This window comes from Pandoraea terrae, from assembly GCF_902459695.1.
In the GTDB taxonomy this organism is placed as follows: Bacteria; Pseudomonadota; Gammaproteobacteria; order Burkholderiales; family Burkholderiaceae; genus Pandoraea; species Pandoraea terrae.
In genome coordinates this window covers 24,911-47,947 of sequence record NZ_CABPRZ010000006.1, presented here as the reverse complement: position 1 = coordinate 47,947, position 23,037 = coordinate 24,911, and the positions used below count along the sequence as shown (strand labels likewise).

General features: G+C 62.0%; 16 protein-coding genes and 3 pseudogenes. 9 read left to right on the top strand and 10 right to left on the bottom strand.

Translation table 11 applies throughout. The features are described from left to right. The first annotated feature begins 56 nt into the window (after positions 1-56). Together PTE30175_RS08680 and PTE30175_RS08675 are read left to right on the top strand one after the other, a co-directional pair. Positions 57-806 (top strand): glucose 1-dehydrogenase, encoded by a 750-nt coding sequence (locus PTE30175_RS08680; protein ID WP_150696675.1) that lies wholly within the window; start codon positions 57-59, stop codon positions 804-806. A gap of 328 nt (positions 807-1,134) precedes the next feature. After that, entirely contained in the window at positions 1,135-1,788 is a 654-nt protein-coding gene (locus tag PTE30175_RS08675) for a TetR/AcrR family transcriptional regulator (RefSeq protein WP_150696674.1), read from the top strand. 69 nt (positions 1,789-1,857) lie between these two features. On the opposite strand, the gene PTE30175_RS08670 is transcribed toward PTE30175_RS08675, so the two are convergent. Continuing rightward, on the bottom strand, positions 1,858-3,663 hold the full coding sequence (locus tag PTE30175_RS08670; RefSeq protein ID WP_150696673.1) for an AMP-dependent synthetase/ligase: 1,806 nt from the start codon (positions 3,661-3,663) through the stop codon (positions 1,858-1,860). A 157-nt stretch (positions 3,664-3,820) separates the two neighbouring features. Between PTE30175_RS08670 and PTE30175_RS08665 the strand changes: the two genes are divergently transcribed. Next, positions 3,821-4,882, top strand: coding sequence for a phosphotransferase family protein (locus tag PTE30175_RS08665; protein ID WP_150696672.1), 1,062 nt, complete (start codon positions 3,821-3,823; stop codon positions 4,880-4,882). 103 nt (positions 4,883-4,985) lie between these two features. On the opposite strand, the gene PTE30175_RS08660 is transcribed toward PTE30175_RS08665, so the two are convergent. Further along, complete coding sequence (locus tag PTE30175_RS08660; RefSeq protein WP_150696671.1) at positions 4,986-5,996, bottom strand: NADP-dependent oxidoreductase; 1,011 nt, start codon at positions 5,994-5,996, stop codon at positions 4,986-4,988. Between the two features lie 1,352 nt (positions 5,997-7,348). On the opposite strand from PTE30175_RS08660, the gene PTE30175_RS08650 reads away from it, so the two are divergent. After that, positions 7,349-7,867, top strand: a complete 519-nt coding sequence (locus PTE30175_RS08650) for a VOC family protein (protein WP_150696669.1) — start codon at positions 7,349-7,351, stop codon at positions 7,865-7,867. Positions 7,868-8,025: 158 nt separating this feature from the next. Here PTE30175_RS08650 and PTE30175_RS08645 read toward each other — a convergent pair whose 3' ends face one another. Genes PTE30175_RS08645 through PTE30175_RS08635 form a run of 3 tightly spaced genes read right to left on the bottom strand, consistent with a single transcriptional unit; the run spans position 8,026 to position 10,703 of the window. Continuing rightward, positions 8,026-9,096 carry a beta-ketoacyl-[acyl-carrier-protein] synthase family protein gene (locus PTE30175_RS08645; RefSeq protein ID WP_150696668.1) on the bottom strand — a complete coding sequence of 357 codons (1,071 nt, stop codon included), beginning with the start codon at positions 9,094-9,096 and terminating at the stop codon, positions 8,026-8,028. Next, positions 9,093-9,677: a UGSC family (seleno)protein gene (locus PTE30175_RS08640; protein WP_150696667.1), complete on the bottom strand. Its 585-nt coding sequence runs from the start codon at positions 9,675-9,677 to the stop codon at positions 9,093-9,095. Before PTE30175_RS08640 ends, PTE30175_RS08645 begins: the two co-directional genes overlap by 4 nt. A 12-nt stretch (positions 9,678-9,689) precedes the next feature. Next, on the bottom strand, positions 9,690-10,703 hold the full coding sequence (locus PTE30175_RS08635; RefSeq protein WP_150696666.1) for a hypothetical protein: 1,014 nt from the start codon (positions 10,701-10,703) through the stop codon (positions 9,690-9,692). Between the two features lie 614 nt (positions 10,704-11,317). On the opposite strand from PTE30175_RS08635, the gene PTE30175_RS08630 reads away from it, so the two are divergent. Together PTE30175_RS08630 and PTE30175_RS08625 are read left to right on the top strand one after the other, a co-directional pair. Further along, the gene (locus PTE30175_RS08630) at positions 11,318-13,138 is read left to right on the top strand and encodes a flavin-containing monooxygenase (protein WP_224788656.1); all 1,821 of its coding nucleotides are present in this window, start codon (positions 11,318-11,320) and stop codon (positions 13,136-13,138) included. Between the two features lie 93 nt (positions 13,139-13,231). Then, positions 13,232-14,932, top strand: coding sequence for a flavin-containing monooxygenase (locus PTE30175_RS08625; RefSeq protein ID WP_150696664.1), 1,701 nt, complete (start codon positions 13,232-13,234; stop codon positions 14,930-14,932). A 769-nt stretch (positions 14,933-15,701) separates the two neighbouring features. Here PTE30175_RS08625 and PTE30175_RS28565 read toward each other — a convergent pair. Continuing rightward, positions 15,702-15,824: pseudogene (locus tag PTE30175_RS28565) on the bottom strand (IS6 family transposase); the annotation flags it as partial. Between the two features lie 15 nt (positions 15,825-15,839). On the opposite strand from PTE30175_RS28565, the pseudogene PTE30175_RS08620 reads away from it, so the two are divergent. Together PTE30175_RS08620 and panD are read left to right on the top strand one after the other, a co-directional pair. After that, positions 15,840-16,287: pseudogene (locus tag PTE30175_RS08620) on the top strand (pantoate--beta-alanine ligase); the annotation flags it as partial. Between the two features lie 54 nt (positions 16,288-16,341). Further along, positions 16,342-16,761, top strand: coding sequence for an aspartate 1-decarboxylase (gene panD / locus PTE30175_RS08615; protein ID WP_150696663.1), 420 nt, complete (start codon positions 16,342-16,344; stop codon positions 16,759-16,761). A gap of 646 nt (positions 16,762-17,407) precedes the next feature. Here the strand turns inward: panD and PTE30175_RS08610 are convergent. From PTE30175_RS08610 to PTE30175_RS08595, 4 genes and pseudogenes are all read right to left on the bottom strand, one after another. Then, complete coding sequence (locus PTE30175_RS08610) at positions 17,408-19,228, bottom strand: flavin-containing monooxygenase (RefSeq protein ID WP_150696662.1); 1,821 nt, start codon at positions 19,226-19,228, stop codon at positions 17,408-17,410. A gap of 183 nt (positions 19,229-19,411) precedes the next feature. After that, positions 19,412-19,504: pseudogene (locus tag PTE30175_RS29185) on the bottom strand (IS6 family transposase); the annotation flags it as partial. Positions 19,505-19,602: 98 nt separating this feature from the next. Continuing rightward, positions 19,603-20,748, bottom strand: a complete 1,146-nt coding sequence (locus PTE30175_RS08600; protein ID WP_150696661.1) for an AraC family transcriptional regulator — start codon at positions 20,746-20,748, stop codon at positions 19,603-19,605. A gap of 167 nt (positions 20,749-20,915) precedes the next feature. Next, positions 20,916-21,887, bottom strand: a complete 972-nt coding sequence (locus PTE30175_RS08595) for an SDR family NAD(P)-dependent oxidoreductase (protein ID WP_150696660.1) — start codon at positions 21,885-21,887, stop codon at positions 20,916-20,918. Between the two features lie 355 nt (positions 21,888-22,242). Here PTE30175_RS08595 and PTE30175_RS08590 point away from each other — a divergent pair, with 355 nt between their 5' ends. Further along, positions 22,243-23,025, top strand: coding sequence for an enoyl-CoA hydratase/isomerase family protein (locus tag PTE30175_RS08590; RefSeq protein WP_150696659.1), 783 nt, complete (start codon positions 22,243-22,245; stop codon positions 23,023-23,025). The last annotated feature ends 12 nt before the right edge of the window (positions 23,026-23,037 follow it).

Genomic DNA, 23,037 nt, shown 5'->3' with positions numbered 1-23,037 from the left:
TGGCGCGTTTGAAACGTGTTCGTCAACAATCCAATCGAAATAGTGAGGAGGTGAAAATGGGTCGAGTGGAAGGAAGCGTCGCGATAGTGACCGGTGCAGCACGCGGAATGGGAGCGGCACATGCGCGTGCCCTCGTGCGCGAGGGCGCACGGGTCATTCTCACGGATGTGCTGGAGGAGGACGGCCGCCGCGTCGCGGAAGAACTCGGGGAGTGCGCGCGATTCGTGGTTCACGATGTGACCCGTTCCGAGGACTGGGAGCGCGTCGTGGCGGCGGCCGAGCAAGCGTTCGGCAATGTCACGATCCTCGTCAACAACGCCGGCATCGGGCTCGCGGCGCCGCTTGATGCCACGACCGAGGCAGACTATCGCCGGGTCATCGAGGTCAACCAGGTGGGGCTGTTCCTCGGCATGAAGGCGGTACTCGATTCCATGACCCGCGCTGGCGGCGGATCGATCGTCAATATTTCCTCGGTCGCGGGCATTGTCGGCACGGCCCACAGCATTGCCTACTCGGCGTCGAAGTTCGCCGTGACCGGAATGACGAAGGTCGCCGCGAAGGAGCTTGGGCCGCGCGGGATTCGGGTCAACTCTGTGCATCCCGGGGTAATTGAAACCCCGATGCTGACCGAGGCGGCCGGCACCGAGGAGATCATCCAAGGCCTCCGAGCGGCCGCCGCAGCGACGCCGCTCGGCCGGCTTGGTTGCCCTGACGACGTTAGCAGGGTGGTGCTATTCCTCTCCTCCGACGAATCGTCCTTCGTAACCGGATCGGCGTACGTCGTGGACGGCGGATTTATTGGCTGACGCTCTCGCCTACCCGAAACGTGTCACATCGCGCGCTGCGCTTACCAAGCAAGAGCTGCCCGGCTGAAGCGGCGCCGCACTGGTCGCATCCTCGACCCCTCCGCGTATGTTAAGGGGCGATTTCATCCGGAATCAGGCATTTATTCGACGGCGTTCTGCGGCGCCTTGCTATACTGGCAGTTCACCAGTAAGGATGAACGCAGATGGAAGACACTTTTTCTTGTTCAATGCTCTGCGCGAGGTGGTCCGGGTATCGCTGCCGAGCAAGCCGACCGCGCGCTGAGAGAGGTATCGACGGCAGGACAATACCTTCGATGGGAGGCGTGGCATGTCTGACGTGACCCCGCCTCCTGTACGTCGTCGCGTTCGGTTGAACGCAGACGCGCGCCGCCAACTGATCATCGATGTCGCCCAGCAGCTGTTCTCGAAGCGGCCGTATTCCGATGTCTCGATGGGTGATATCGCCGATGCTGCGGAGATCGGCAGGGCAAACCTCAACTACCACTTCGGTACCAAGCGCGATCTCTACGTCGAAGTCATCAAGAACTTCGCCAGATTGCCGCCCCTCCCGCCGGTGTCTCGAACGCGTCGACCGCTTGAGGAGGAGGTGCACCACATCATCGACAACTGGCTGGACATCGTCTGGCAGAATCGCGGCACCTTCATTACGATTTCCGAGTCGGGCCCTATCAACAGCGACCGCGAGATCGAGGCTATCCTGGCGGACGGCAGGGAGGCGTGGGCGGGCCGCCTGGCCGATCTGCTCGAGCTGCCGGGAGGTGCCACCCGTCCAGCGCGCGGGCTGATCCATACTTTCCAGGCGTCGTGCGAGACTGCGGTGGACGAATGGCTGCGGCGCGAGCGGCTCACGCGCGACGACGTGCTGGTGCTGCTTGTCGAGACGCTGCTCACGATCGCGCGAACGGTCGTGCCCAAGGTCCTCGATCCGACAGCGGCGCGTCCGTCGTCGGCAGGCCGCTGAAGAGAAGAGCGCCTGCCTCGCGCAGCCGGTAGAGGTCATCGGCCTCGAGGCCGCGCAGCGCAGCCACAATTAACCGCCAGCTCCTTCGGAATACATCGCCTCGATCTCGTTCTCGTACTTGTCCGCAATCGCCTTGCGCTTGAGCTTCATCGTCGGTGTCAGTTCGTCGCCGCCCGGCAGCCAGTCGCCGGGCACGATCGTGAACCGCTTGATCTGCTCCACTCGGGCGAGCCGCCCGTTCGCCTCCTGCACCGCGGCCTCGACGGCGCGCCGGACCTGGTCAACATGGGCAAGCTCATTGAGCGCCGTCCCCTCAATCCCACGCTGCGCTGCCCATTGCGGGGCGTAGTCCGGGTCGAGCACGATCAGCGCCGTATTGTAGGGCCTGCCTTCGCCGATGCAGACGGCCTGCCCGATGAGCAGGCTGGTGCTCTTGAGGGTCGCCTCGATGTGCGCCGGCGACATGTTCTTACCCATCGCGTTGATGATGAGTTCCTTTTTGCGGTCGACGATCCTGAGGTAGCCGTCCTCATCCAGCGTGCCGATGTCGCCGGTGTGGAACCAGCCGTCGGCGTCGATCGCTTCGGCAGTCTTGTCGGGCGCGTTGCGGTAGCCGAGCATAACGTATTCGCCGCGGACGAGGATTTCTCCGTCGGGCTCGAGCTTCAGCTCCAATCCCGGCGATGGCGTCCCGACCGTACCGATTCTGACCTTGCCCGGCCGGTTGCACGTGCCGGCGGCGCAGGTCTCCGAGAGGCTCCAGCCCTCGGTAAGCTCCAGTCCGAGCGCGTGGAAGTACTCGATGACCGCAACAGGTGTGGGCGCCGCGCCCACGTGGACCGCGCTGGCCTGATCGAGGCCGAGCATCTTGCGCAGTCCGGAGAATAGTTCCCTATCCGCCTCTGCGACCGTCGCCTCGAGCTCTGCCGGCACGGGCTCGCCGCGCTGGCGCAGGCGCACGCGCTCGATTGCCGCCTGGATGGCCTGCTGCATCGGGAGGCGCTGCGCTTCGGGCTGGGCGGCCAGCTTCGCTTCCAGGCCAGCCTTGAGCTTTTCCCAGACTCTCGGCACCGCCAAGAACCAGGTCGGCCGCACCTGCGGGAGATACGAAAGTATCTCACGCGGGTTGGGGCAACAGGTCACGGAACCGGCGTAGACCACCGGGATATAGTGGTGCGCGATCCGCTCGGCGATGTGCGCTGCGGGGAGCCAGGAGATGACACGGAAGCCTGAGGCGAGGCCGACGACTTCCTCCACTGCCCGCGTCGCGGCCATGATGTTGCGGTGCGACAACTGCACGCCCTTCGGCGACCCGGTCGTGCCGGAGGTATAGATCAGCGTCGCGGGGACGTCCGGGCTTATATCAGCCGCGGCGGCGGCGAGGTCGAAGTCGGGAGCCGACTGCTCGAGATCTGCAAGGGCGATGGTACCGCCGGAAGCTGGCGCGTCGACCACGACCACATGCTTGGGCCCAGGCAGGTCCTTGCTCGCTTCCATTAGCATCGGCAGCAAAGCCGCCTCGACAATCGCCACATCGGGCGCAGCATCTGTGAGCAAGTACCGGATCTGCTCGACGGGGGCGGTGAGGTAGATCGAGAACGGCGTGGCGCCGAGCGTGACCGCGGCGAGATCGACGATGTGGAACTCCGGGCGGTTGCCCATCATGATCGCGACCGTTCCACCCCGTCCGACGCCGAGCGCGCCCAGTCCGCGTGCGACCGCCTCGACGCGACGCAGGAGGGTGGCCCAGGTCAGTGACACGCTATCGTCGAGCGTGCGCACCGCCACGAAATCAGGGTAGTCGCGTGCTGTTCGCCGCAGGGCCTCATCCAAGGTGAGGGCGTCGACCGCGCGGGTCGATCCGGTGCTGGCCATTGCTTGTCTCCAGTTCTTTCTAGTTACTGTCAAAATGCCAGTAATAATGCTACCATGCTTGGACTGGGAAGTGGAAATTCTGGAGAGCCGCCGAATCCACGGCGAGGCTGACGTGCGCGCGCGAAGGTCGCAAAACTGCTTGAGACGATTATCACCAATGACTGAAATCGATTTTGGCGCGGTGACGCGCTGGATGGACTCGGCCGGCTTGCCGGGCGGTCCCGTTGAGGATGTGCAGCCGATCGGCGGTGGGACGCAGAACGTGATGCTGCGCTTTCGGCGCGGCGGCAGCAACTACGTGCTGAGGCGCGGCCCGCGACACCTGCGCCCGCACAGCAACGATGCGCTGCGCCGCGAGATCCGCGTGCTCGAGTCCCTGTCTCGAACCGAGGTGCCCTGCCCGCAGATCGTGGCAGCCTGTAAGGACGAGCAGGTGCTCGGTGGTGCGGTCTTCTATCTGATGAAGCCGGTTGACGGCTTCAACGCCACTGTGGCCTTGCCTGACTTGCACGCATCCGACGCCGCCGTGCGTCATGCGATGGGATATTCGGCCGTTGATGCGCTGGCCGCCCTTCACGCCGTCGACCACGAGCGGGTCGGGCTCGGCGACCTAGGCCGTCCCGAAGGCTTCCTGACGCGCCAGGTTGCACGCTGGCTCGGCGAGCTTGAGTCCTACAAGCGCCACGATGGCTACCCCGGTTCTGAGCTCCCCGCCGTTGCCGAGATCGCGGACTGGCTCGAGGCCCGCGTCCCCACGTCGTGGACGCCGGGTATCGTGCACGGTGACTTCCACCTTGCCAACCTGATGTTCGCCCAGGACTCGCCTGCGGTCGCCGCGATCGTCGATTGGGAGATGTGCACCATCGGTGATCCGCTGCTCGACCTCGGCTGGCTGCTGGCGACGTGGCCGGACTCTGAGAACCCATCCCCCGCGGCCGCACATGTGCTCGGCGCAGCCGGCGGCCTGCCGGCGCCGGCCGAGCTGATCGAGCGCTACACCGCCCGCTCCACGCGCGACCTCACGGCGATCGATTGGTACACGGTCCTCGCCTGCTTCAAGCTCGGCATCGTGCTTGAAGGCACGCACGCCCGTGCCTGCGCGGGCAAAGCGGACAAGGCCACCGGCGATTTGCTACACCGCGCCGCGGTCGGGCTGCTGCAACGCGCTGAGGCGATTATCGCTGGAGCGCGCACGTGCTGGGCGACACAATCGACCTGATTCTTGGAAAGGCAGCTGCTGCCCGACTACGAGCCGCACGTCGTCGGGACCTTCTCAGCACTTGGGAAGTCCCGACGACGTGCGTTGAAGTGGCGTGCCTCGTTCAGGCAGGGTTCGCGACTCGGATCATCCGCTTGCCGAAGTTCGCCCCATTCAGCAAGCCGACGAGCCCCTCGGGCGCAGTTTCGAGACCCTCGAGAATATCTTCGCTCGGTTTCAGCGACCCATCCGCGAGCCAGCCTTCGAGCACCTTGAGCCCCTCCGGGTAGCGATCGATATAGTCCCACAGGAGGAATCCGCGCATCGTCAGGCTCTTGAGGACCAGGAGCCCGGGAACGCCACGTGGCCCGGCGGCGAAACCGCGCGTGTCGTACTGCGACACCGCGCCACAGCAGACGATGCGTCCGCCGTGAGCCATGGTGCTCAGCATGGCGTCCAGCGTGGGGCCACCGACGTTGTCGAAGTAAACGTTGGCGCCGTCGGGACAGGCTTTGCGAAGCGCATCGCGTAGCGAGGGATCGCGATGGCTGACCGCCGCGTCGAAGCCTAGGCTGTTTGTGAGCCACTGCTGCTTCTCTTCGCTACCGCAAATGCCCACCACGCGGCAGCCGTGGAGCTTGGCGATCTGACCGACGATGGTGCCAGTCGCGCCGGCGGCCGCGGAGACCACCACCGTCTCCCCACGCTTGGTCTCGCCCGCCTCCAGCAGTCCGAAGTAAGCGGTCAGCCCGGTGATGCCGAGCACGCTGAGGTAGTTCGGCAGCGGTCGCGTGGGCGCGATGCGCTCGAGTCGGGACGCATCGACGGCGGCGTACTCCTGCCAGCCGAGATCGCCTGTGACGATGTCACCCGGGGAGAGGCCGTCACAGCGGCTCTCGACCACTTGCCCGATTGCGAAGCCCGGCATCACGTCGCCGGCGCGCAGGGCGCGGCGGTAGGTATCGGACTTGAACCACGCACGGCCTGCCGCATCGATCGAGATCAGCAGCACGCGACACAGCGCCTGGCCTTCTGACGGCTCGGGTCGATTGGCAGTCTCCAGGACGAAGTTTGACGCGGCGAGGTGCTCCTCCGGGATTGTGGCCACGCGCCATTGGCGATTCAGGTCGGTCATAGTGTCTCCATTCATCAGGGTGTAAACCGCGGCTTGCGAGGGCGAAGTCACGGAGCCGGTCGGCGGCGTTGTGTTCCTCGTGCGGTACTGTCATTATGACAGTAATGACTCTATGTCTCAAGCAATCGTCGTGCCCGAGACCAATCGCCAGATCCTCGTTTCCGCGCGCTCGTGCGGCGGGATCGAGCCAGCGGATTGGGCGCATGTCAGTGCTTCGGTCCGCGTGCCGGGCGACGGAGAGGGCGGTTCACCGCGCGCACGCGCTTCGTATTGCTCGACCATGCGATGGGCGGTTGGATCGCCGACATTCCGTCCTACTTCGCCCGATCGTGCTTGGCGAGTCACGGTGGCGCGCGGCAAAGACGGCGCCACGGGGGCGAAATGCGTGGCGGCTACATTCACGTGCTCACTGCGGCCATGGTCGTGGAGACTGCGGGGCGGATGACCGGGGGCGGGACTGCGGGAAAGTCCGGGGTGCAGCGAGCCCCGGTGACGCTTGCGCATCCTCAATTTTACTGACACAATGACAGTAAAGCTTGGCGGACAAGACGGCCAGTGGTTCGGCCGGACGAGTGTGTCGCCAACGTAATGGGCGACTGGCTGCGATTACGTCGAATGTTCACATGTATGGCCGCGCCGTCATGTGCGGCGCCACGGGCTAAACCGGCGTGTTCGCCGCTTGAGCATTGGTCGCGCGTGGAGCCGCTGTTTGCTTCATGCGGCCGCCACAGGTTCGATGTGATCCCGATGGGACCCCCGAGGACTAGCCGGAAGGACGAGTAACTGAGGAAGCTGCCGAGTTACAAAAGAGATGCTGAAGTACTGAGCTTTACGTTATACGCGGCATTAAGGTGTAGAACATGGATACCGGGAAAACCTCCTTGCGTTCGCTAATTGACAAATGGCTCGGGCCGTCGCCGGAGAGGCAATTGGGGGGCACGCGGTTCGGGCGCACTGCAAATGGTGTGCGTTATGTTTCCGTCGAAGTGTTACGAATGGCCGGCCCGCTGACCATTGCCTTCTTCCGCCACGAAGACGGCGCTTGGTGTGTGTTCCCGCCCAGAGCCCGGCAGACTTGTACGACAAGGATCTGAACACGAGGGGCGACGCCTTCGTGCGCGCGATCGAACCTCTTCAAATTCCATGTCTATATGCGCAATGTCGCACCCGTTATTCAAATGTGAGAAATGCACTTGGTGTTCACCCTAGTGCATTGGTACGTCTCGGCGTGGCCGGGGCTCATGTGGAACATGGCCACGACCCTGAACAAGTTGGTCGAAATTTCATAACTACGTGGTGATGCGCAGAGCGGACACGCGGCCGCTGGCGTATGCACCGATTGAAGCGATGGCGTGAACGCCGACGAAGGAGAGGCCATGATGAGCAGAAACGCGGTGCCGATACAGATCGCATACGTGACGCAAGACCTCGCCGCGATGGAGGACGCGCTGAGCAGACAGCTCGGCATCAAGAAGTGGATCCGCAACACCGGCTACAGGACCGACCCGGCCCGAACCAGCTACCGCGGCATTCCCGTCTGCTTCGAAGTGGACCTGTCGCTGAGCTACGCCGGCGACATGCAGATTGAGATCATTGCCCCCGTGTCAGGGGACGACAACCCGTATGACGATTTCCTGCGGACTCATGGCCCGGGCCTTCATCACATCTGCATCGAGGTCGACAACATCGAGAAGGCCTTGCAGGACTATGCCGCCAACGGCATCGAAGCTGTCTTCCGGATCGCGATTCCGGAGGCAGGTGATTACGCGTACATCCGCTCGCCGGCTATGGGGGCGGCGTACGTCGAGCTTGCCGTGTTCACCCCGGAGATAAAGCAGCACTTCGAGTTCATCAAATCCGAGTGCCGGTAATGCTCGCGCCGTGCCATGCACCGGACGGGGCGCTCGTTCGATATGCGAGTTTTCAGACGGCGTCCTCGCCATCACCCTGAATCGGCAGGAGCAGCTCAACGCGCTCACAGAGGTGATGATGCGCGAGCTGCTTGAGGCGCTGGACCCCTGGCCGATGCTTAAGCCGGCGTAAGAGCGATCGGAGTGAGTGGCGGCCGGTCGGATCCTCGGTCCGGAGAGACCCTGGAAGCCGGGTTCGTCCGCGATGTCCTGCCGGCGGGCACTAGCATCGCAGCGCCGAACGCGAACGGGGTGCTCGCCCCGAGTGCGATCGGGCAGTCGGTATGACGCTCGTCGACCAGGCGCCTCAGCCCAATACCAAGGTCCACGGCTCCAACGTGCCCGGCGTCATTGCCCGTCACCACCACGCGCTCGAGCGGGACGCCGGCGAGCTCGGCGATCGAAGGCAGGAAGTTGGGCGACATTTGGTTGCATACGACGCGCTCAGGTCTGGCCGACGTGCCTTCGAACGCTCTGGCAAATGCGTTCTTATACCCCTCGACGTACGCCTCGCGCAGCTCGGAGAGCTTGACCGGCTGGAAGCGGCGGTAATTTGTCGCGCCGACAGGTGGCACGGGATGTCGGGTACCGCCGTATTCGACGCGCAGGAGGCCGGCAAAGGGAGCGTGGCTGGAGAACCCCGTCGACGCCAGATGCCACAGTGCCGGTGTGCCGGTGCCGACGCCGACGATGAGCGCAGAGCCGCCGTCTCCGTAGGGCCACAGGTGCTGGGCCGAATTGTCCGTACGGTCGACCGTGCCGCTGAGGCGTTCGCCGGCAACGATCGCGGCATACCCTCCGCCCTGGGCCGCAAGCCATCCCTGCACAAGCGAGAGCGCCGACAAAGTCGCCAGACAGCCGCACGAGATGTCGAGCGGCAGGCAGGTGCTCGGAATGCCATGCTGGCGCATCACCTCCGCGGCGCAGGACCATGAGCCGAGATACTCGCGTGACATTCCGGTGGAGACAACGATCTTGAGCTCTGACGCGGAAACACCGGCCTGCTCAAGCGCGACAGTGAGCGCTCGAGACGCGAGCGTGCCGGGATGGTCTTCGTCTCCGCCAAGGCGGATGCGGGGCCAGCCAGTATACGACTCTACATCGCCGCCCACCGCCGCTGCCAGCTCGGTCACCGACCGGGACTCCGGCAAGTTCAGGCCGATCGTGTGAATTGCCAGCGCCGGGCTCATGCTGACTTCTCCACCGACTCCAGGATCGCCTGCGCACTATCGGCGAGCGCTGTAGAACGAGCCATGATCTCGTCCGGACTGAGGTTTTGCATCGGGTGGTCCAGGACGACAAGCGGAACCGGCCTGTCGGTCTCGTAGTACGTGCCGACGCGCTCCAGTTGCGACGAGAACGGCCGGGTCAGGACCGCGACGCCCGCGGCGCCTCGCTGCTGCAGTAGGATCGAGTCGAGCGCGCTGCTCGCCGAGCAGCTCCCGCAGTCCGATACGCCGCAAAAGATGAGTCCGCCTCGGGACACAAGGTCGTTCAGCTCTGCCTCGTCGAGCGAGATGCTCGCGTTCAGCTTGACCTTGATCTCCTCGCGCACCGGCACGCCACGCGCGCGCAGAATCGCTTGCGCACCGCGCAGAATCGCGATCGAGTTCGGCTTGTTGTTGTCGACAAAGACGATCTCCCGGTTCTCGGGAGTGGTGTTGACCTTGATCGCGGGCGGCTTGGGGCGAGGGATGGGATTGACGAGGAACTCGCAGCTCATGTCGCCGCAACTGACGACGTTCTCGTCGGGAATGGTGAACGTGCTCATGTGGCTCTCCTCTCAGTTCGCCGGTGTCACAGCTTTGGACACCACCTCGATGTTCGCCGTCCAGCGCGGGATCACGGCGGAGAATTTTCCGCCCTCCTTCCCGGCCTCTACGAATGACAACTGACTCTCCGACCGCACCGGGCGGCGCATCTCTCCGGGGCGGACCTCCCACATCGCTGCCGGATCGCGCGCTATCCGGCCTACCCCGATGAGGTCGTGGGTTGGGCGTGCTGCGTGCTCGAAGATGAACCGCTGTGCTTCCTCTCGGGTGAATGCCGACTGGACGAGCTCCATGTGGTCAGGCGCGATGACGATGAGGTAGCCGCCGGACCGGTAGTAGAAGTTCGTGGTTCCGAAGTGCGCGATCGCGTCGGAGATGGTTCGGAGGATCTGCTCGCCCGTCTCGGCGTAGTGATTGTTGACGCTGATTGGCCCCTCCGTGCACATGATCGTCGCGGCGGACGCTTCCGCGGGCAACTCGAACTGCGTGTGGAACGACGGCCAAATCGTCTCGGGATGTTCCGCGATGCAGAACGACAGCCGTCCCGGGTGGCCGACAGTTCCGTGCGCTTGCAGCACGCCTCCCGCGCGACCGCAGAATAGCCGAACGAGTTGCGCGAAGCGACCAATCGTCGCGTTGACGCGATTGTTCGCTCCGAGCGCGTTCGCGCTGTGCTCGAAGCCGAGTTCCTCGACCACCGGTCCGCTCGCGATTACGGTTGTCGAGACGCCCCCCGTGGTTACCTCACAGCCTGAGAGGTTGAGTGCCGGGTCGACCAGCGCCTCGCCGACCGCCCGCAGGAAACGGCCGTATTCGGGTTTGCAGCCCGCCATCACTGCGGCGGCCGCCAAATGCTCGCCACGAATTTCGATGTGCTGCTTTTCGATCCGGCCGACGAGCTCAGTAGCCGACCAGCCGCAGGCTTTGAGCATCGTTTCGACGAGTGACCCGTACGGCGGAATGACGGGCAGGCCATCCGACCAGCCTGAATCGAAGCAGCGCTCGATGTCGTCGTAAACCTCCATTCCCATGCCTAGTCCCCTTTGTGAGTGATGCGCTACTGAAGGCGGCGCTGCAACGAATAATACTGACGCAATGACAGTATATCAATGCAAAGATGGGAGCGCAGGATAGGGATTTGTACGCATGGAAGCCACCGCAGTGCCCTAAGTCCAACGGCCATGCCCGATTTCCCTCATAAGCAAGATCAACCGACAGGCCTTGATACCGCGAGCCTGCCCAGCGCGCGGGCGACATCTGCGTCCAGGTCGGAGTGACGAGGGATGTGCTGGGAGTTCCAGGCCGAGCTTGCGTTTCTTTATTTTACTGTCATAATGCCAGTAATGGATTCGGATGGAGAGAGTCAATGGGCCGAGCGAATCAGTGTGTCGTGAACGTGGCCTGGCTCCGGGTGCCGACGTGTCTGGTCGCACCAACATGTCCGGCGCCGCAGGCTTAACCGGCGCGTTCACCGCTTGCGCACTGATCGTGCGCGGAGCGGGCGCTTGTTTTCTGCTGGCGCTTCAAGTTCGACTTGATCGCGATGGAGATCGTCGAGGACTGGCTGGCCGGTCGAGTAAGTGAAGACGCCGCCGAAATTACAGAATAGATGCTGAATAAATCCAATGGAGGAGACACTGTGAACCCGTCAGAAGCAATTAAGGAACGCCATCCTGAAATCGATTTGGAGGCATTGCGCGACAAATATCGAGTCGAGCGCGACAGGCGCCTGCGCACTGACGGAGAAGAGCAGTATGTCGAGGTTTCGGGCAAGCACGCCCATTACGGCGAAGACGACCCCTATTCGCCGGAAATCAAAGATCGCGCACCCATCACCGATGAGGTCGAGGTTCTCATCGTCGGTGGAGGCTGGGGCGGCCTTGTCACGGCCGCCCGCCTGAAGCAGGCCGGTGTGCAGGACGTTCGAATCGTCGAGGCCGGCGGTGATTTTGGCGGCACCTGGTACTGGAACCGTTATCCGGGGTGCCAATGCGACGTCGATGCTTACATCTACCTGCCGCTTCTGGAAGAGACCAACTACGTTCCCACGATGAAGTACGCATACGCGCCGGAGATTTATGAGCACGCCCGGCGCATCGCAAAGACGTTCGGCCTCTATGACAACGCCTGCTTACAGACTCGCGTGCGCGAAATGCGCTGGAACGAAGATGCGGGGCGCTGGTTCGTCACCACCAATCGCGGCGATGAATTCAAGGCGCGTTACACGGTCATCGCCACGGGACCGGTTAGCCGGCCCAAGCTTCCGGGCCTACCGGGTCTCGATGACTTTCAGGGCAAGATATTCCATACCAGCCGATGGGACTACGAGTACACCGGCGGCGACCACAGCGGCAACCTCGACAAGCTCGGCGACAAGACGGTTGCCGTCATTGGTACAGGCGGCACGGCCATCCAGTGCGTTTCACATCTGGGACAATCGGCGAAGCGGCTGTACGTGTTCCAGCGGACGCCCTCGTCGGTCGATCTGCGGCTGAACAAGCCGACCGACCCGGAATGGAAAGAGTCCCTCAAGCCCGGCTGGCAAGCGGAACGGCAGCGCAATTTCGACGACGTTTGTGCAGGCAAGAATGTGCCCGACCTTGTCGACGATGCTTTCACCTCGATATTCAAGTCTGTGCGCTTGTTCATGCCCACGGAAGGCGTGGAATCGCTCTCGCTTGACGAGATCAAGCTGATCTCGGAGCTCTCCGACGCCTATACGATGAACGGCAAGCGCGCCCGTGTGGATGCCGAGGTGAAGGATCCCAAGGTCGCAGAGCTGATGAAGCCTTGGTACCGCCTGTTGTGCAAGCGGCCGACTTTCAACGACGACTATCTGGCGACTTTCAACCGGCCCAACGTCACGCTGGTGGACACGACTGGTAGTCACGGTGTCGAGCGCCTGACCAAGGACGGCATCGTCGCGAACGGGATCGAATACAAGGTCGACTGCATCGTTTCCGCGACCGGCTTCGAAGTCTCCTCGTCATATCGCCGGCGTATTGGATTCGAGATCTTTGGTCGCAACGGCGAGAGCCTTTATGACCATTGGGCAGATGGCCTTCGGACTTTCCACGGCTGGGGATCGCACGGCTTCCCGAACTGGTTCTTCATCGGAACCTCGCAGAACGGCCTCTCATTCAACTACACCTCCACCACCACGGTGCAGGCGACGCACGTCGCCTCGATTATCAAGCAGGCCCGCGAGCGCGGCGCTACACGCATCGAGCCGACGGTTGACGCGGTGGATGAGTGGGTCTCCGAGATCGACCGTCTGTGCGCCGCTCAATGGGAATTCTTTGAAGCTTGCACCCCTGGCTACTACAACAACGAAGGCCAAGCGAATAAGCGGAAGCAGTCGCTCGCCGCAGTCACCTATGGCCCAGGCCCGAACGCGTTCGAGGATGTGATTGTGGAGTGGCGTAACGCCAACAAGCTTGAGGGGCTCATCGTGACTTGATCGCGAGTTCGGCGCGGCTCGCAAATCCTGGCGTGCTGAATTCAGATTCGCGCCGCGCGGGATCGAAGTGATGGGTTACCTAGTGGAGATACAATGGTTGAAGAACATACAGTGACGAATGACGCCGCGCGAGGCGCCAACGTCTACGACGTGCTGATCATGGGTGCCGGATTCGCGGGGCTGCACGGGCTGCATCGTCTGCGGGAGGATGGCTTCCGGGTTTTGGCTTTGGAGGCAGCCCCCGACACGGGCGGCGCGTGGTATTGGAACAGCTATCCAGGCGCTCGCTGCGACGTAGAAAGCCTCGTCTATTGCTATTCGTTCTCTCCCGTCATCGACGCGGAATGGCGCTGGTCAGAACGCTACGCGGCGCGCGATGAAATCTGCCAGTATCTGCAGTGGGTGGCGACACGCCTGGACCTGCGGAAGGATATCCGATTTAATTCGCGTATCGCCAAAGCGCACTTCGACAAAAACGATCAGCTCTGGCACCTTCGCACGGAGAATGGCGAGGAGTTTCTTGGCCGGCATTTCATCGCGTCATCCGGTCCGATCTCTACGCCGATCATGCCCAACATCCCGGGTCTCTCTGATTTCAGAGGACAGATGATCCACACGGCGCGCTGGCCAACGCCAGGCCCCGACTTCGCCGGCAAGAGGGTGGGCGTCATCGGCACAGGGTCGTCGGGCACTCAGCTGATTCCGCTCGTGGCCGAGCAGTGCGGGCAGATGCATGTCTTCATGCGAACGCGTAACTACTACATGCCCGCACGCAACAGGCCGCTTACCGACGAAGACTATGAATGGTGGTACAAGAACCGTGATGACGTTCGCGCCAAGTTGAACAGGAGCGAAATCAGCGGCGGCGGCGACATCATGCTCGACGAGGACATCGCAAAACATCCAAACAGTACGAATGGTATTGATCTGAGGCGGGAAGAGCGCTTTGAAATTTTGGAGAAGCGTTGGGAGCATGGCGGCGCCATGATCGGATACGCGTTTCGCGATGTGATCTGGAACCCGGAAGTCAACGAGGACGTCTCCGAATTCTTCCGCAAAAAGGTCCACACGTTCGTAGGGGATGCCGGGCTTGCGGAAAAGCTGGAGCCGGGCAAATTTCCTTTTGGCACGAAGCGCCCCACGGTCGGCACCGACTTCTTCGAGACCTTCCTCCGGCCCAATGTCAGCTTGGTCGATGTCAAGGCCTCGCCGATCGAGAGGATGACCGAAAAGGGTGTGGTGGTCGCCGGCAAGGAGTATGAGATCGACATTCTCATCCTCGCGTCGGGCTTCGATGCGGTTACCGGCGCACTGACGAGCATCGACATTCGCGGCGAAAGCGGCCGATCGCTCAAGGAAACCTGGGTGGACGGCACGGCTACCTTCCTCGGCATCTCACTTGTCGACTTCCCCAATTTCTACATGATTGGTGGACCCGGCAGCCCATCGGTTCTGACGAACGTGGTCCGCACCAATGAATTCCAGGTGGACTGGATCGCAGATCTGCTCTGCCAAATGCGCGAGAACGGCCATCGGATCGCGAAAGTGAAGCCGGAGGCCCAGCAGGCTTGGGCCGACAAAGTAGAAAAGGCGGCCACGCACGGCTTTTGGGGCAAGACGGATAGCTGGTACGTCGGCGCCAATGTTCCGGGCAAGAAGCGTCAGATCCTGGCGTTCACGGGTGGCCTGCCCGCCTACAGGAAAGCGTGCAACGTGGAGCGGGATTCAGGCTTTTCCCAGTACGGGTTCTCACACTTGGCAGAGCTTGCAGACGCCAGTGTTCTCTTGTCCTGATCTGTGCTGCATTGAGCGATCATTGCAGGTACGGATCGCAAACGTTCGCAGCGGGGCGCGCACACGCCGTCTATGGCGAGTGAAGTCTCAACCTGAGAGCGGCGGCTGAACCGTGCGAATCGCATCCCCGGCGAGGACTGGCGCAGTTGCGAGTCGCGCCGGGACATTCGCTACACGGGTGAGCGAGGACGGCCGGCGAAGACGGCGCTGACGAAGGCCGCTAGAGAAGCATACAACCGCGCGTGGCCTTGTGTAGCAAGCAGTGGAATTTGACCCATTCTCCTGTCCCCGCAGGCAAGAGGGAGTACTAAATGAGAAAGACTGAGTCGTCGGTTCGGCAATACCGTGAATGCCATTTGGAGAGCTCTTCGGGTCCGCCCGCTCAACTCCAGGAGGATGCACCAGTTGCCTGGATATGCGGAGCGGATTGTCATCCCTATGCCGTCAGCAGAGAAGAGGAACGACTGTACTACGCGTTTACGTTGCGGGTAGGTCTGGTTGCCGCAGCGATCCTCGTGCTATTGCTTTGCGTGATCTAGACACCGCCATTTACCGGCCGCGCGTTGATCCGGCGCGCGGGATCCATTGCGTGGCCCGAGGCGACGTCGCGTCGACTAATTGACACCGTGCACGCGCGGCAGTGAGACACGCGGTACGGTGAATGCCCGGAAGGAGACTTCTAACCAAGCGCCAAGGCGAACAGCTGGGCCTATTGGCCGATCTGCCCTTCTCAAGTCATACCCTTTAACGGGATCGAAGCGCTTTCTCCCAATACCGGCAGCAGTTTGATGGCATAGCGGTGCACTGTCAATTGATCGTCCGAAATAATGCGCTCAGCTCCCACTTCTTCGAAGTGCCGCAAGCTCAGCGGATAGACCCCGTGCCAGGGCACGTACGTCGCGATCTCAAATACGCGCGCACGTTCGAAGCGGACATCGAGAAACTGCAGAGGGAGAACATCTACGTGCTGTTCGCGCCGACGGAACCAGACATATTTCCGCAGCCGCAGGAATATCGCGTGCATCCGTCGCACGACCTGGGCGACGTTCTCGAAGGCGAGTTCCGGCCCGGCTTCTTCACGTGCGTGTGCACGGTCGTGATGAAGCTGCTGTCGTGCGCGCAGCCGCAACTCGCCGCGTTCGGCGAGCGTGCTGTCGGGCAACCGCGATTTCGCGAAGCTGGAACAGGACGCGATGGCGTCGCTGGCCGGTCACGGCTGGAAGCCGGACTACATCGCGATTCGCAGGCGCTCGAACCTACTGGCGCCCGCCGCGCACGAACTGGACGCGCCGCTCGTCGTGCTCGCCGCCGCGAAGCTCGGCGCGACGGGCCTGATCGATAACCTCGAAATCTGACCTCAACCGCCGCGCAAACGTAGCAAACTCGCAGGCAAAGTCAAGGGATTAACCATGCAACGTAACATGCTGAAGTCGAAGATTCACCGCGCGGTGGTCACTCACTGCGAGCTGCACTATGAAGGCTCGTGCGCGATCGACGAGAACCTGCTCGAAGCGGCTAACATCGTCGAGAACGAGCGCATCGACATCTGGAACATCAACAATGGCGAGCGCTTTTCGACGTATGCCATCAAGGGCGAGCGCGGCAGCGGAATGATCTCGCTGAACGGCTCGGCGGCACGGCGCGCGCAACTGGGCGACCTGGTGATCATCGCCGCGTTCGCGAATGTCGACGAAGAAGAGCTGAATGCGGGCTGGAAGCCCAATCTCGTGTTCGTCGACGAAAACAATGTGATGAAGGGCAGCCGCGATCACGTGCCGACGCAGAAACTTGACGCAGCCGCGAACATAAGGCAGCGTGACTTTCCGTGAGGCAGCCGGCTGGCCCCGGCGCGAGGAATGAGCGCGGGTTAGCATCGCTGTCAGAGCCGCATGGGTATTAACTCGAACACGTCCCGGCCATTTCCTTGCGAAGGCTAGCACGGGAAACGATAGCATGCTGAGCGTTGGTTTGGATGTGCATAAGGAGTCGATCACGGTTGCCTATGCGCTCGACGCTGGCGAGGTCGAACTGCTCTGCGGGATCGGCACAGCTGGCTGAGCCAAGTACAGGCATTGATCTGCCACGGATTTGATCCCGCGATGTCCGTTCATCGCAATGGACTTATTGGGGCATGGGAAATTGACTGACCGGAAATGCCACGATGTAGGTGCAACTCCCCGGGTAATAAGCGCAGTTTGCCTCGGATAACCGTTCAATGGACAAGTCCCAAGCGCGCCACGCGGCAGCGAGAATTATAATGAGCACCGCTGCTACGAATCCGACCATCTTCATTCGCCGTTTCATCTCAGTTTCCTCCGACGCAGAACTCGTTCGTTACGCCACGGCATCGGTACTGCCCAGCAGACACCTGCTTGCCATCGACGCACGGTCGCCTCTGACTAACATCAGGCAGAACCGCGACACCGGTACTCCCGGTATATCCCTGGCCGTGTGGGTGCGTGGCGGCGGACGCGATCATCTGAACTTCAGGCCATCGAATTCACCCGAAGCTCGCCAAGCTTCGATGTAGGCGAAAAATTTCTTGGTGCCGGCTGGGTATCCGACGAGGTAGGGATCGGGTTTCCGTCCCTCCTGGTTGTAGTAGCCGGGTGTGCAGTCTTCGGAAGCCCACTGGACACCGGCAGTGAGCAGCCACTCGACCCACGAGTTCTGGGCCTCCCGCGTGGTTTCGACTTCGCGGTAATGGTGGTTCACCGCGTGGCCAACGATCGATGCGATGGTTCGCGCGGCGTCGGCCCACCCGCTCGGGGCGTTGAGCGCGAAGAACCCGCCCTGTGCGAGCTGAACCAGGAAAAGATTGGGGAACCCGTGTACGTGCATGCCGTGCAGGGTGCGCGTGCCGTCGCTCCAGGCATTTCGCAGCGTGAGCCGGTCTCGGCCGGTGACCTCAAAAGACATGCTCCCAAGGACGTTGAGAGAATAGTCAAAACCGGTTGCGTAAATCAAGCAGTCAACGTCGTATTCGACCCCGTTCGCGATCACGCCGCGCGGAGTGATCCGTTCCACGCCGCGCCCATTGGTATCGATGAGATGGATATTCGGCCGGTTGAACGCCTGCAGGTACTCATCGTGGAAACACGGCCGCTTGCATAGTTGCCGGTACCAGGGCTTGAGCATTTCGGCCGTCCGCGAGTCTTCGACGACCTCGTCGATCCGAGCTCGGATTCTTTCCATTGCCGCATCGTCCGATTCTTCAAGCGCAACCCTTAACCGTTCGGGAGATAACTCCTCCGGGGGCACGGAGAGAATCGCGAACCGGATACGCTGCGCGATCTGGCAAAAGCCGTTGTCGTCCAGCAGGTTCTCCACTTTGATGTCAGGTCCGGGGCGTCCGTACACGCCTTCCCAATTCGCGACATAGTTGTCGTCGAGGCGCTTCTGCCAGCCTGGGGTCGCGATTGACCGGAACCACTCTGGATCAATGGGAGCGTTGTTTCGCGCATCGACTCCCGAAGGTGTGCGCTGAAATACGAACAATTGCCGTGCATCGCGGGCCAGCTGCGGAACAGCCTGCACGCTGGTGGCCCCGGTTCCGATGATTGCCACCCGCTTGTCGCGGAGCTTATCCATCGAAGCGCCTTCCGGGGTGCCCCCGGTGTACGCATAGTCCCATCTGCTGGTGTGGAATGATTTCCCGGCGAAGTCCTCAATGCCAGGGACACCCGGCACTTTGGGCTCGCTTAACGGCCCCAGCCCGATGCCGATGAATGTCGAGGTGAATCGGTCGCCCCGGTTGGTGACGACGAGCCAGCGCAAGTCGTCTTCCTGCCAGATGATCTCCTCCACCTTCGTATGGAACAGGGCGTGGTCATACAAACCAAATTTCTGCCCGATTCGCTTGCAGTGTTCCCGGATCTCCGGCCCGTAGGCCCATTTCCTGGTCGGTATGTAGCCGGTCTCCTCCAGCAGCGGCATGTACACCAGCGAGGGCGTGTCGCACATGACGCCCGGATACCGGTTCCAATACCATACGCCGCCAAAATCGCCAGCGGTGTCAACGATTCGTACGTCCTGAACGCCGCTCTGGCGGACCTGAGCACCCGCCAACAAGCCTGCCAGGCCGCCGCCGATGAACGTAAAAGTAACGTGGTCGGTGAGGGGTTTCCTTTCCACGATCGGCGTGAACGGGTCCTTTCCCAGGGCTTCGCTCAGATGGTGAAACTGCGCAATCCCCTCCGGACGCAGACGTTTCGCGCGTTCTTTCGCGTACTTGCGCCGCAGTCCCTCTTCATTCCCTGACGTGGCTCTGGTTCTGTTGCTTTCCACGGTGGACATGCGCCTCCCCAGGATTGGTCATTCAAATATGACGCGGTCGCCATACTACTGTCACAATGACAGTAGTATAGTAGGTCCAGAATGATCGCCACCTTGGGGAAATCCCGTGCCAGCATCCGAAAGCGTGATCGACGCTTCACAATTTCCCACTGCTGGTCGACTGCGTCGCTTTCACCTAAATGCACGAATCTTCAGGTTCGTCTCGTCAACTCGCCACGGCTTTCCTGCCGAGGTCGCGAAGCGGTTCCAGCGCTTGACAAGCGGCGGACAGTACCGCGTCGCTCGGGTCCAAGGACGGCGGCGCGTCCAAGATGGGCGGCAGCTCCGGGGCGAGCACGAGGGATGCGTTCTTCGCCTCGGACCGCACTCACGCCTCAACCCGTCAGGAAAGCAGCGCTCACGGTGTTCGGCGCTGCTCTCGCGGCTGCTGCAAGTGCTCCCTGTTGGGCGCTTACGCTACGGGTACGTTGAGACTGCGCATAGGTACACGGCGTCATCCCTGTCCAGCGATGGAAGGCGCGGATCAGGCTACTGGCTTCGGAGAAACCCGATCGATATGCGACCTCTTCGATGGAAAGGGCCTGTTTTTCAAGGTAGTATTTGGCCGCCTCGCAGCGCACCTGATCTTTGATCGTGCTAAAGGCCAAGCCCTCGTGCGCCAAACGCCGCCGCAGCGTCTGCGGATGGATGGAGAACTGTGCGGCTACCTGCTCGAATTCGGGCAGCCAGGGCAGCTTACTGGTCAGCAGCGTGCGGATCCGGTCCGCCCAAGTAGCGGTGTCGGTCATCCCAACGAGGATCTCGCCTACGTCGTTCAGCAGCAGCTGATGCAACTCGCGCTCGTCGCGTCGTACCGGCAGGTCCAGGATCGACCGGTCAAAGCGCAGTGCGGCGCGCGGCTTGCGGAACGAAACCTCAGCGCCCGGGAACATCCAGCGATACTCCGCAAGATGGTGCGGCGCATCATGCGGCAGCGTTACTGAGATTAGCTGCAGCGGACGTTTGAGCAGCCATGAGACGAAGCGCCACATAACCACAAAGGTCATCTCGTAGGCATAGAGATCCCGGAGCGGATCGGAGTCCGGCCCCACGATCTCAATGAGGGCATCATCGCCTTCGACGACAAGCTGCGGAGACAGTCCACGCTCGAGGACCCGGTAGAACTTGCACATCCTGCCAAGCGCATGGCCAATCGGGCCAGGGTGTACTGAACTCAAGCAAGCCATCTGCCAGGTGCCGACCTTGGACGGCAGCGCTGCATAACCTAGCGATTCGTCGTTCATCGCGCGCGCGGCCGCCACATGCAGCGCGGCGTATCGCGTCAACGGGACACGAGCGTTGTCGTCCTCCAACAGCGCGGGGTCGATTTCGATAGCGCGCAGCAGCGCTTGAACGTCGTCACCTCTTGCTGCTGCGTGGCGGACTGCCGAGCGGAGAAAGCAAATTGGTACCGTTTTCACGGGGGGGACTGCCATCGCCTGCATTTTCAATTCTCCAGCATTGCGATCGCTTGTGATCAATAACTGTCATTGTGCCAGTAACTCGTGATGAACCCATAGGGTGAAACCCGCAGTGGCTTGCAGGGCGGGAGGGGACGACCTGTCCCCGGTTGGTGATTTCAGAGGAGCGATCGACGGCCACATCTTCCCGGTGACGAAGGAAAACGCTCACGCGGATTCTTCCCGTGTCAAAGGGGAAGCGTGGTGCCGAGCAATTGCTCCGTGGCGTGCCACAAATCCTGCGCAAGGGTTTCATCCAGTGCGTAGGGCATCACGCCATATTGGAAGTTGGGTTGCGTGATTAGCGGCGCGACGGCGCAGTCCTCCAGGTACGCCGGGCCCACGCCCTCGAACTCGGCCGCGGTGGCGGCCCAGACACTCGTGGCGGCGCCGGCTGCAGCGGATTTCCACAGCGATGTGGAACCCACCGAACAGGTGAGTTGGGCCATCGCTGCTTTCTCTTCTTCAAGTAGAAAGCGTCCCAGCTCCGTCTTCGACATCCCCGGATGGACCGTCAGCGCCGTGACACCGTCCTGTCCGAGCTTCCGGTAGACTTGCACGGCCAGCAGGGCAGCAGCAGTCTTGGATTGGCCATAAGCGCTCCAGCGGTCATAGGCTCGATGTCGGTAGGACAGATCCGCCAGGTCCACGGAAGCCAAGTGATGCGCGCAAGAGCTGAGAGACACGAATCGGGCCCGTCCGGCAGATCTCAGCAAGGGACATAGCCGACTCGTCAGGAGCGCATGCCCCACGTAATTCGTCATGAACTGTGCTTCAATCCCGGTTTCGCTGCGCCAGAGTGGACAGGCCATGATGCCGGCGTTGCAGATGAGAATGTCGACTGGGCGGCCAAGCGACTCCACGGCCTTGGTGAACGCGCAGACGCTTGACGCCGACATGAGATCGAGTCGGTGTACGCTGATTTCCGTCGACAGGGAAAACGTTGAAATGTCCCGTTTGGCGGTCATCAGGGCCTGCTCGTCGCGCCCGCCGAGAAAGACATGGGCGCCAGCCAGCGCGAGGGCGCGGGCCGTCTCCTTGCCGAGGCCTGTCGATGCGCCCGTGATGACGGCGAGTTTCCCGTGTAGCCGAATGCCAGCGCATACTTCCTCGGCAGTAAGAGTCGCTCCCTGGGGCAAGCCGAACGAAGAGCTGAGCATTGAAGCTCCAAAGGATTTGGATGACTAGGATGCCATCGAGCGCGCCGGCGCAAATGTCCGCGCGGGGCAAACCAGTTGACGTTAGGTGACGAAATTGCGGGGCCTTCGATGCTCTAGAGCGTGTCAGCCGCGTGAAGCTGCGTGGCGAAGGCAGCATTTGCGTTCAGTCGCGCCGAGCGGCCCTTCGGAAAGAAATCGATCGGGGAGGTGTGGACAAGGCTGGCGCTGTCCAATCCCTGCACGGAAATTTCCGTGTGATGGTGGACAGTCGCGCGGCGTCAACTCGTTCGTTCAACCCGGTCATTGCGGCCGCCTGGCGCGCTTCCTATGCTACTTGAGCTTCCGGAAAATGATCATGAGCCAATACCAAACCGTGTTATACGAGGTCGCGAACCGCGTCGCGACCATCACGCTGAACAGGCCGTCCGCGTCGAATGCGTTCAACGCGCAGATGCGGCGGGAATTGATTGCCGCGATTGAGGCGGCTTCGAACGACGATGGCGTTCGCGTGGCGATCCTGACCGGCGCAGGCCGTCATTTCTCCGCAGGTGCCGATCTCACGGAAGAGGTCTCTGCCGACTTTCTTCCGCAGTTCGCGATCGAGGACGAGTTCAAGCCGGGCATCTTGGCGATCACGCAGGCGCCCAAGCCGTTCCTGGCCGCGATCAATGGCGCGGCGTCGGGCGTCGCCAGCGGGTATGCCTTGGCCTGCGACATGGTGCTCATGGCCGAGAATGCGTGCATCCACCAGGCGTTCAGTGCGATCGGTCTCATTCCGGATGGCGGCGCCACTTGGCAGTTGATCAACCACCTTGGCAGCAAGCGTGCTTACGAGCTGATCGCGATGGGCGAACGGCTTTCGGCGGAACGGTGCGTGAATCTGGGGCTTGCCAATCGGGTCGTGCCCACCGATGTGCTGTTGAAGGAGGCTCGAGCGCTGGCCGAGCAGCTGGCGCAGAGGGCGCCGCTCGCCCTGCGTTACGCCAAGCAGGTGCTGCGCAAGGTCATGAAGATGGAGCTCGACGATGCGATTTCCTACGAGGCCGCGCTGCAGAACCGACTCGTGCGCAGCGAGGATGCGAAGGAGGGGATCCGCGCATTTCTGGAAAAACGTCAACCGGTCTTCACCGGACGCTGAACAATAGGAGTC

Coding starts and splice junctions, on each gene's coding strand:
- PTE30175_RS08665 (WP_150696672.1), top strand. CDS start 3,821: ATGACTGAAATCGATTTTGGCGCGGTGACGCGCTGGATGGACTCGGCC.
- PTE30175_RS08625 (WP_150696664.1), top strand. CDS start 13,232: ATGGTTGAAGAACATACAGTGACGAATGACGCCGCGCGAGGCGCCAAC.
- PTE30175_RS08670 (WP_150696673.1), bottom strand. CDS start 3,663: ATGGCCAGCACCGGATCGACCCGCGCGGTCGACGCCCTCACCTTGGAT.
- panD (WP_150696663.1), top strand. CDS start 16,342: ATGCAACGTAACATGCTGAAGTCGAAGATTCACCGCGCGGTGGTCACT.
- PTE30175_RS08660 (WP_150696671.1), bottom strand. CDS start 5,996: ATGACCGACCTGAATCGCCAATGGCGCGTGGCCACAATCCCGGAGGAG.
- PTE30175_RS08610 (WP_150696662.1), bottom strand. CDS start 19,228: ATGTCCACCGTGGAAAGCAACAGAACCAGAGCCACGTCAGGGAATGAA.
- PTE30175_RS08595 (WP_150696660.1), bottom strand. CDS start 21,887: ATGCTCAGCTCTTCGTTCGGCTTGCCCCAGGGAGCGACTCTTACTGCC.
- PTE30175_RS08680 (WP_150696675.1), top strand. CDS start 57: ATGGGTCGAGTGGAAGGAAGCGTCGCGATAGTGACCGGTGCAGCACGC.
- PTE30175_RS08590 (WP_150696659.1), top strand. CDS start 22,243: ATGAGCCAATACCAAACCGTGTTATACGAGGTCGCGAACCGCGTCGCG.
- PTE30175_RS08640 (WP_150696667.1), bottom strand. CDS start 9,677: ATGAGCACGTTCACCATTCCCGACGAGAACGTCGTCAGTTGCGGCGAC.
- PTE30175_RS08675 (WP_150696674.1), top strand. CDS start 1,135: ATGTCTGACGTGACCCCGCCTCCTGTACGTCGTCGCGTTCGGTTGAAC.
- PTE30175_RS08645 (WP_150696668.1), bottom strand. CDS start 9,096: ATGAGCCCGGCGCTGGCAATTCACACGATCGGCCTGAACTTGCCGGAG.
- PTE30175_RS08635 (WP_150696666.1), bottom strand. CDS start 10,703: ATGGAGGTTTACGACGACATCGAGCGCTGCTTCGATTCAGGCTGGTCG.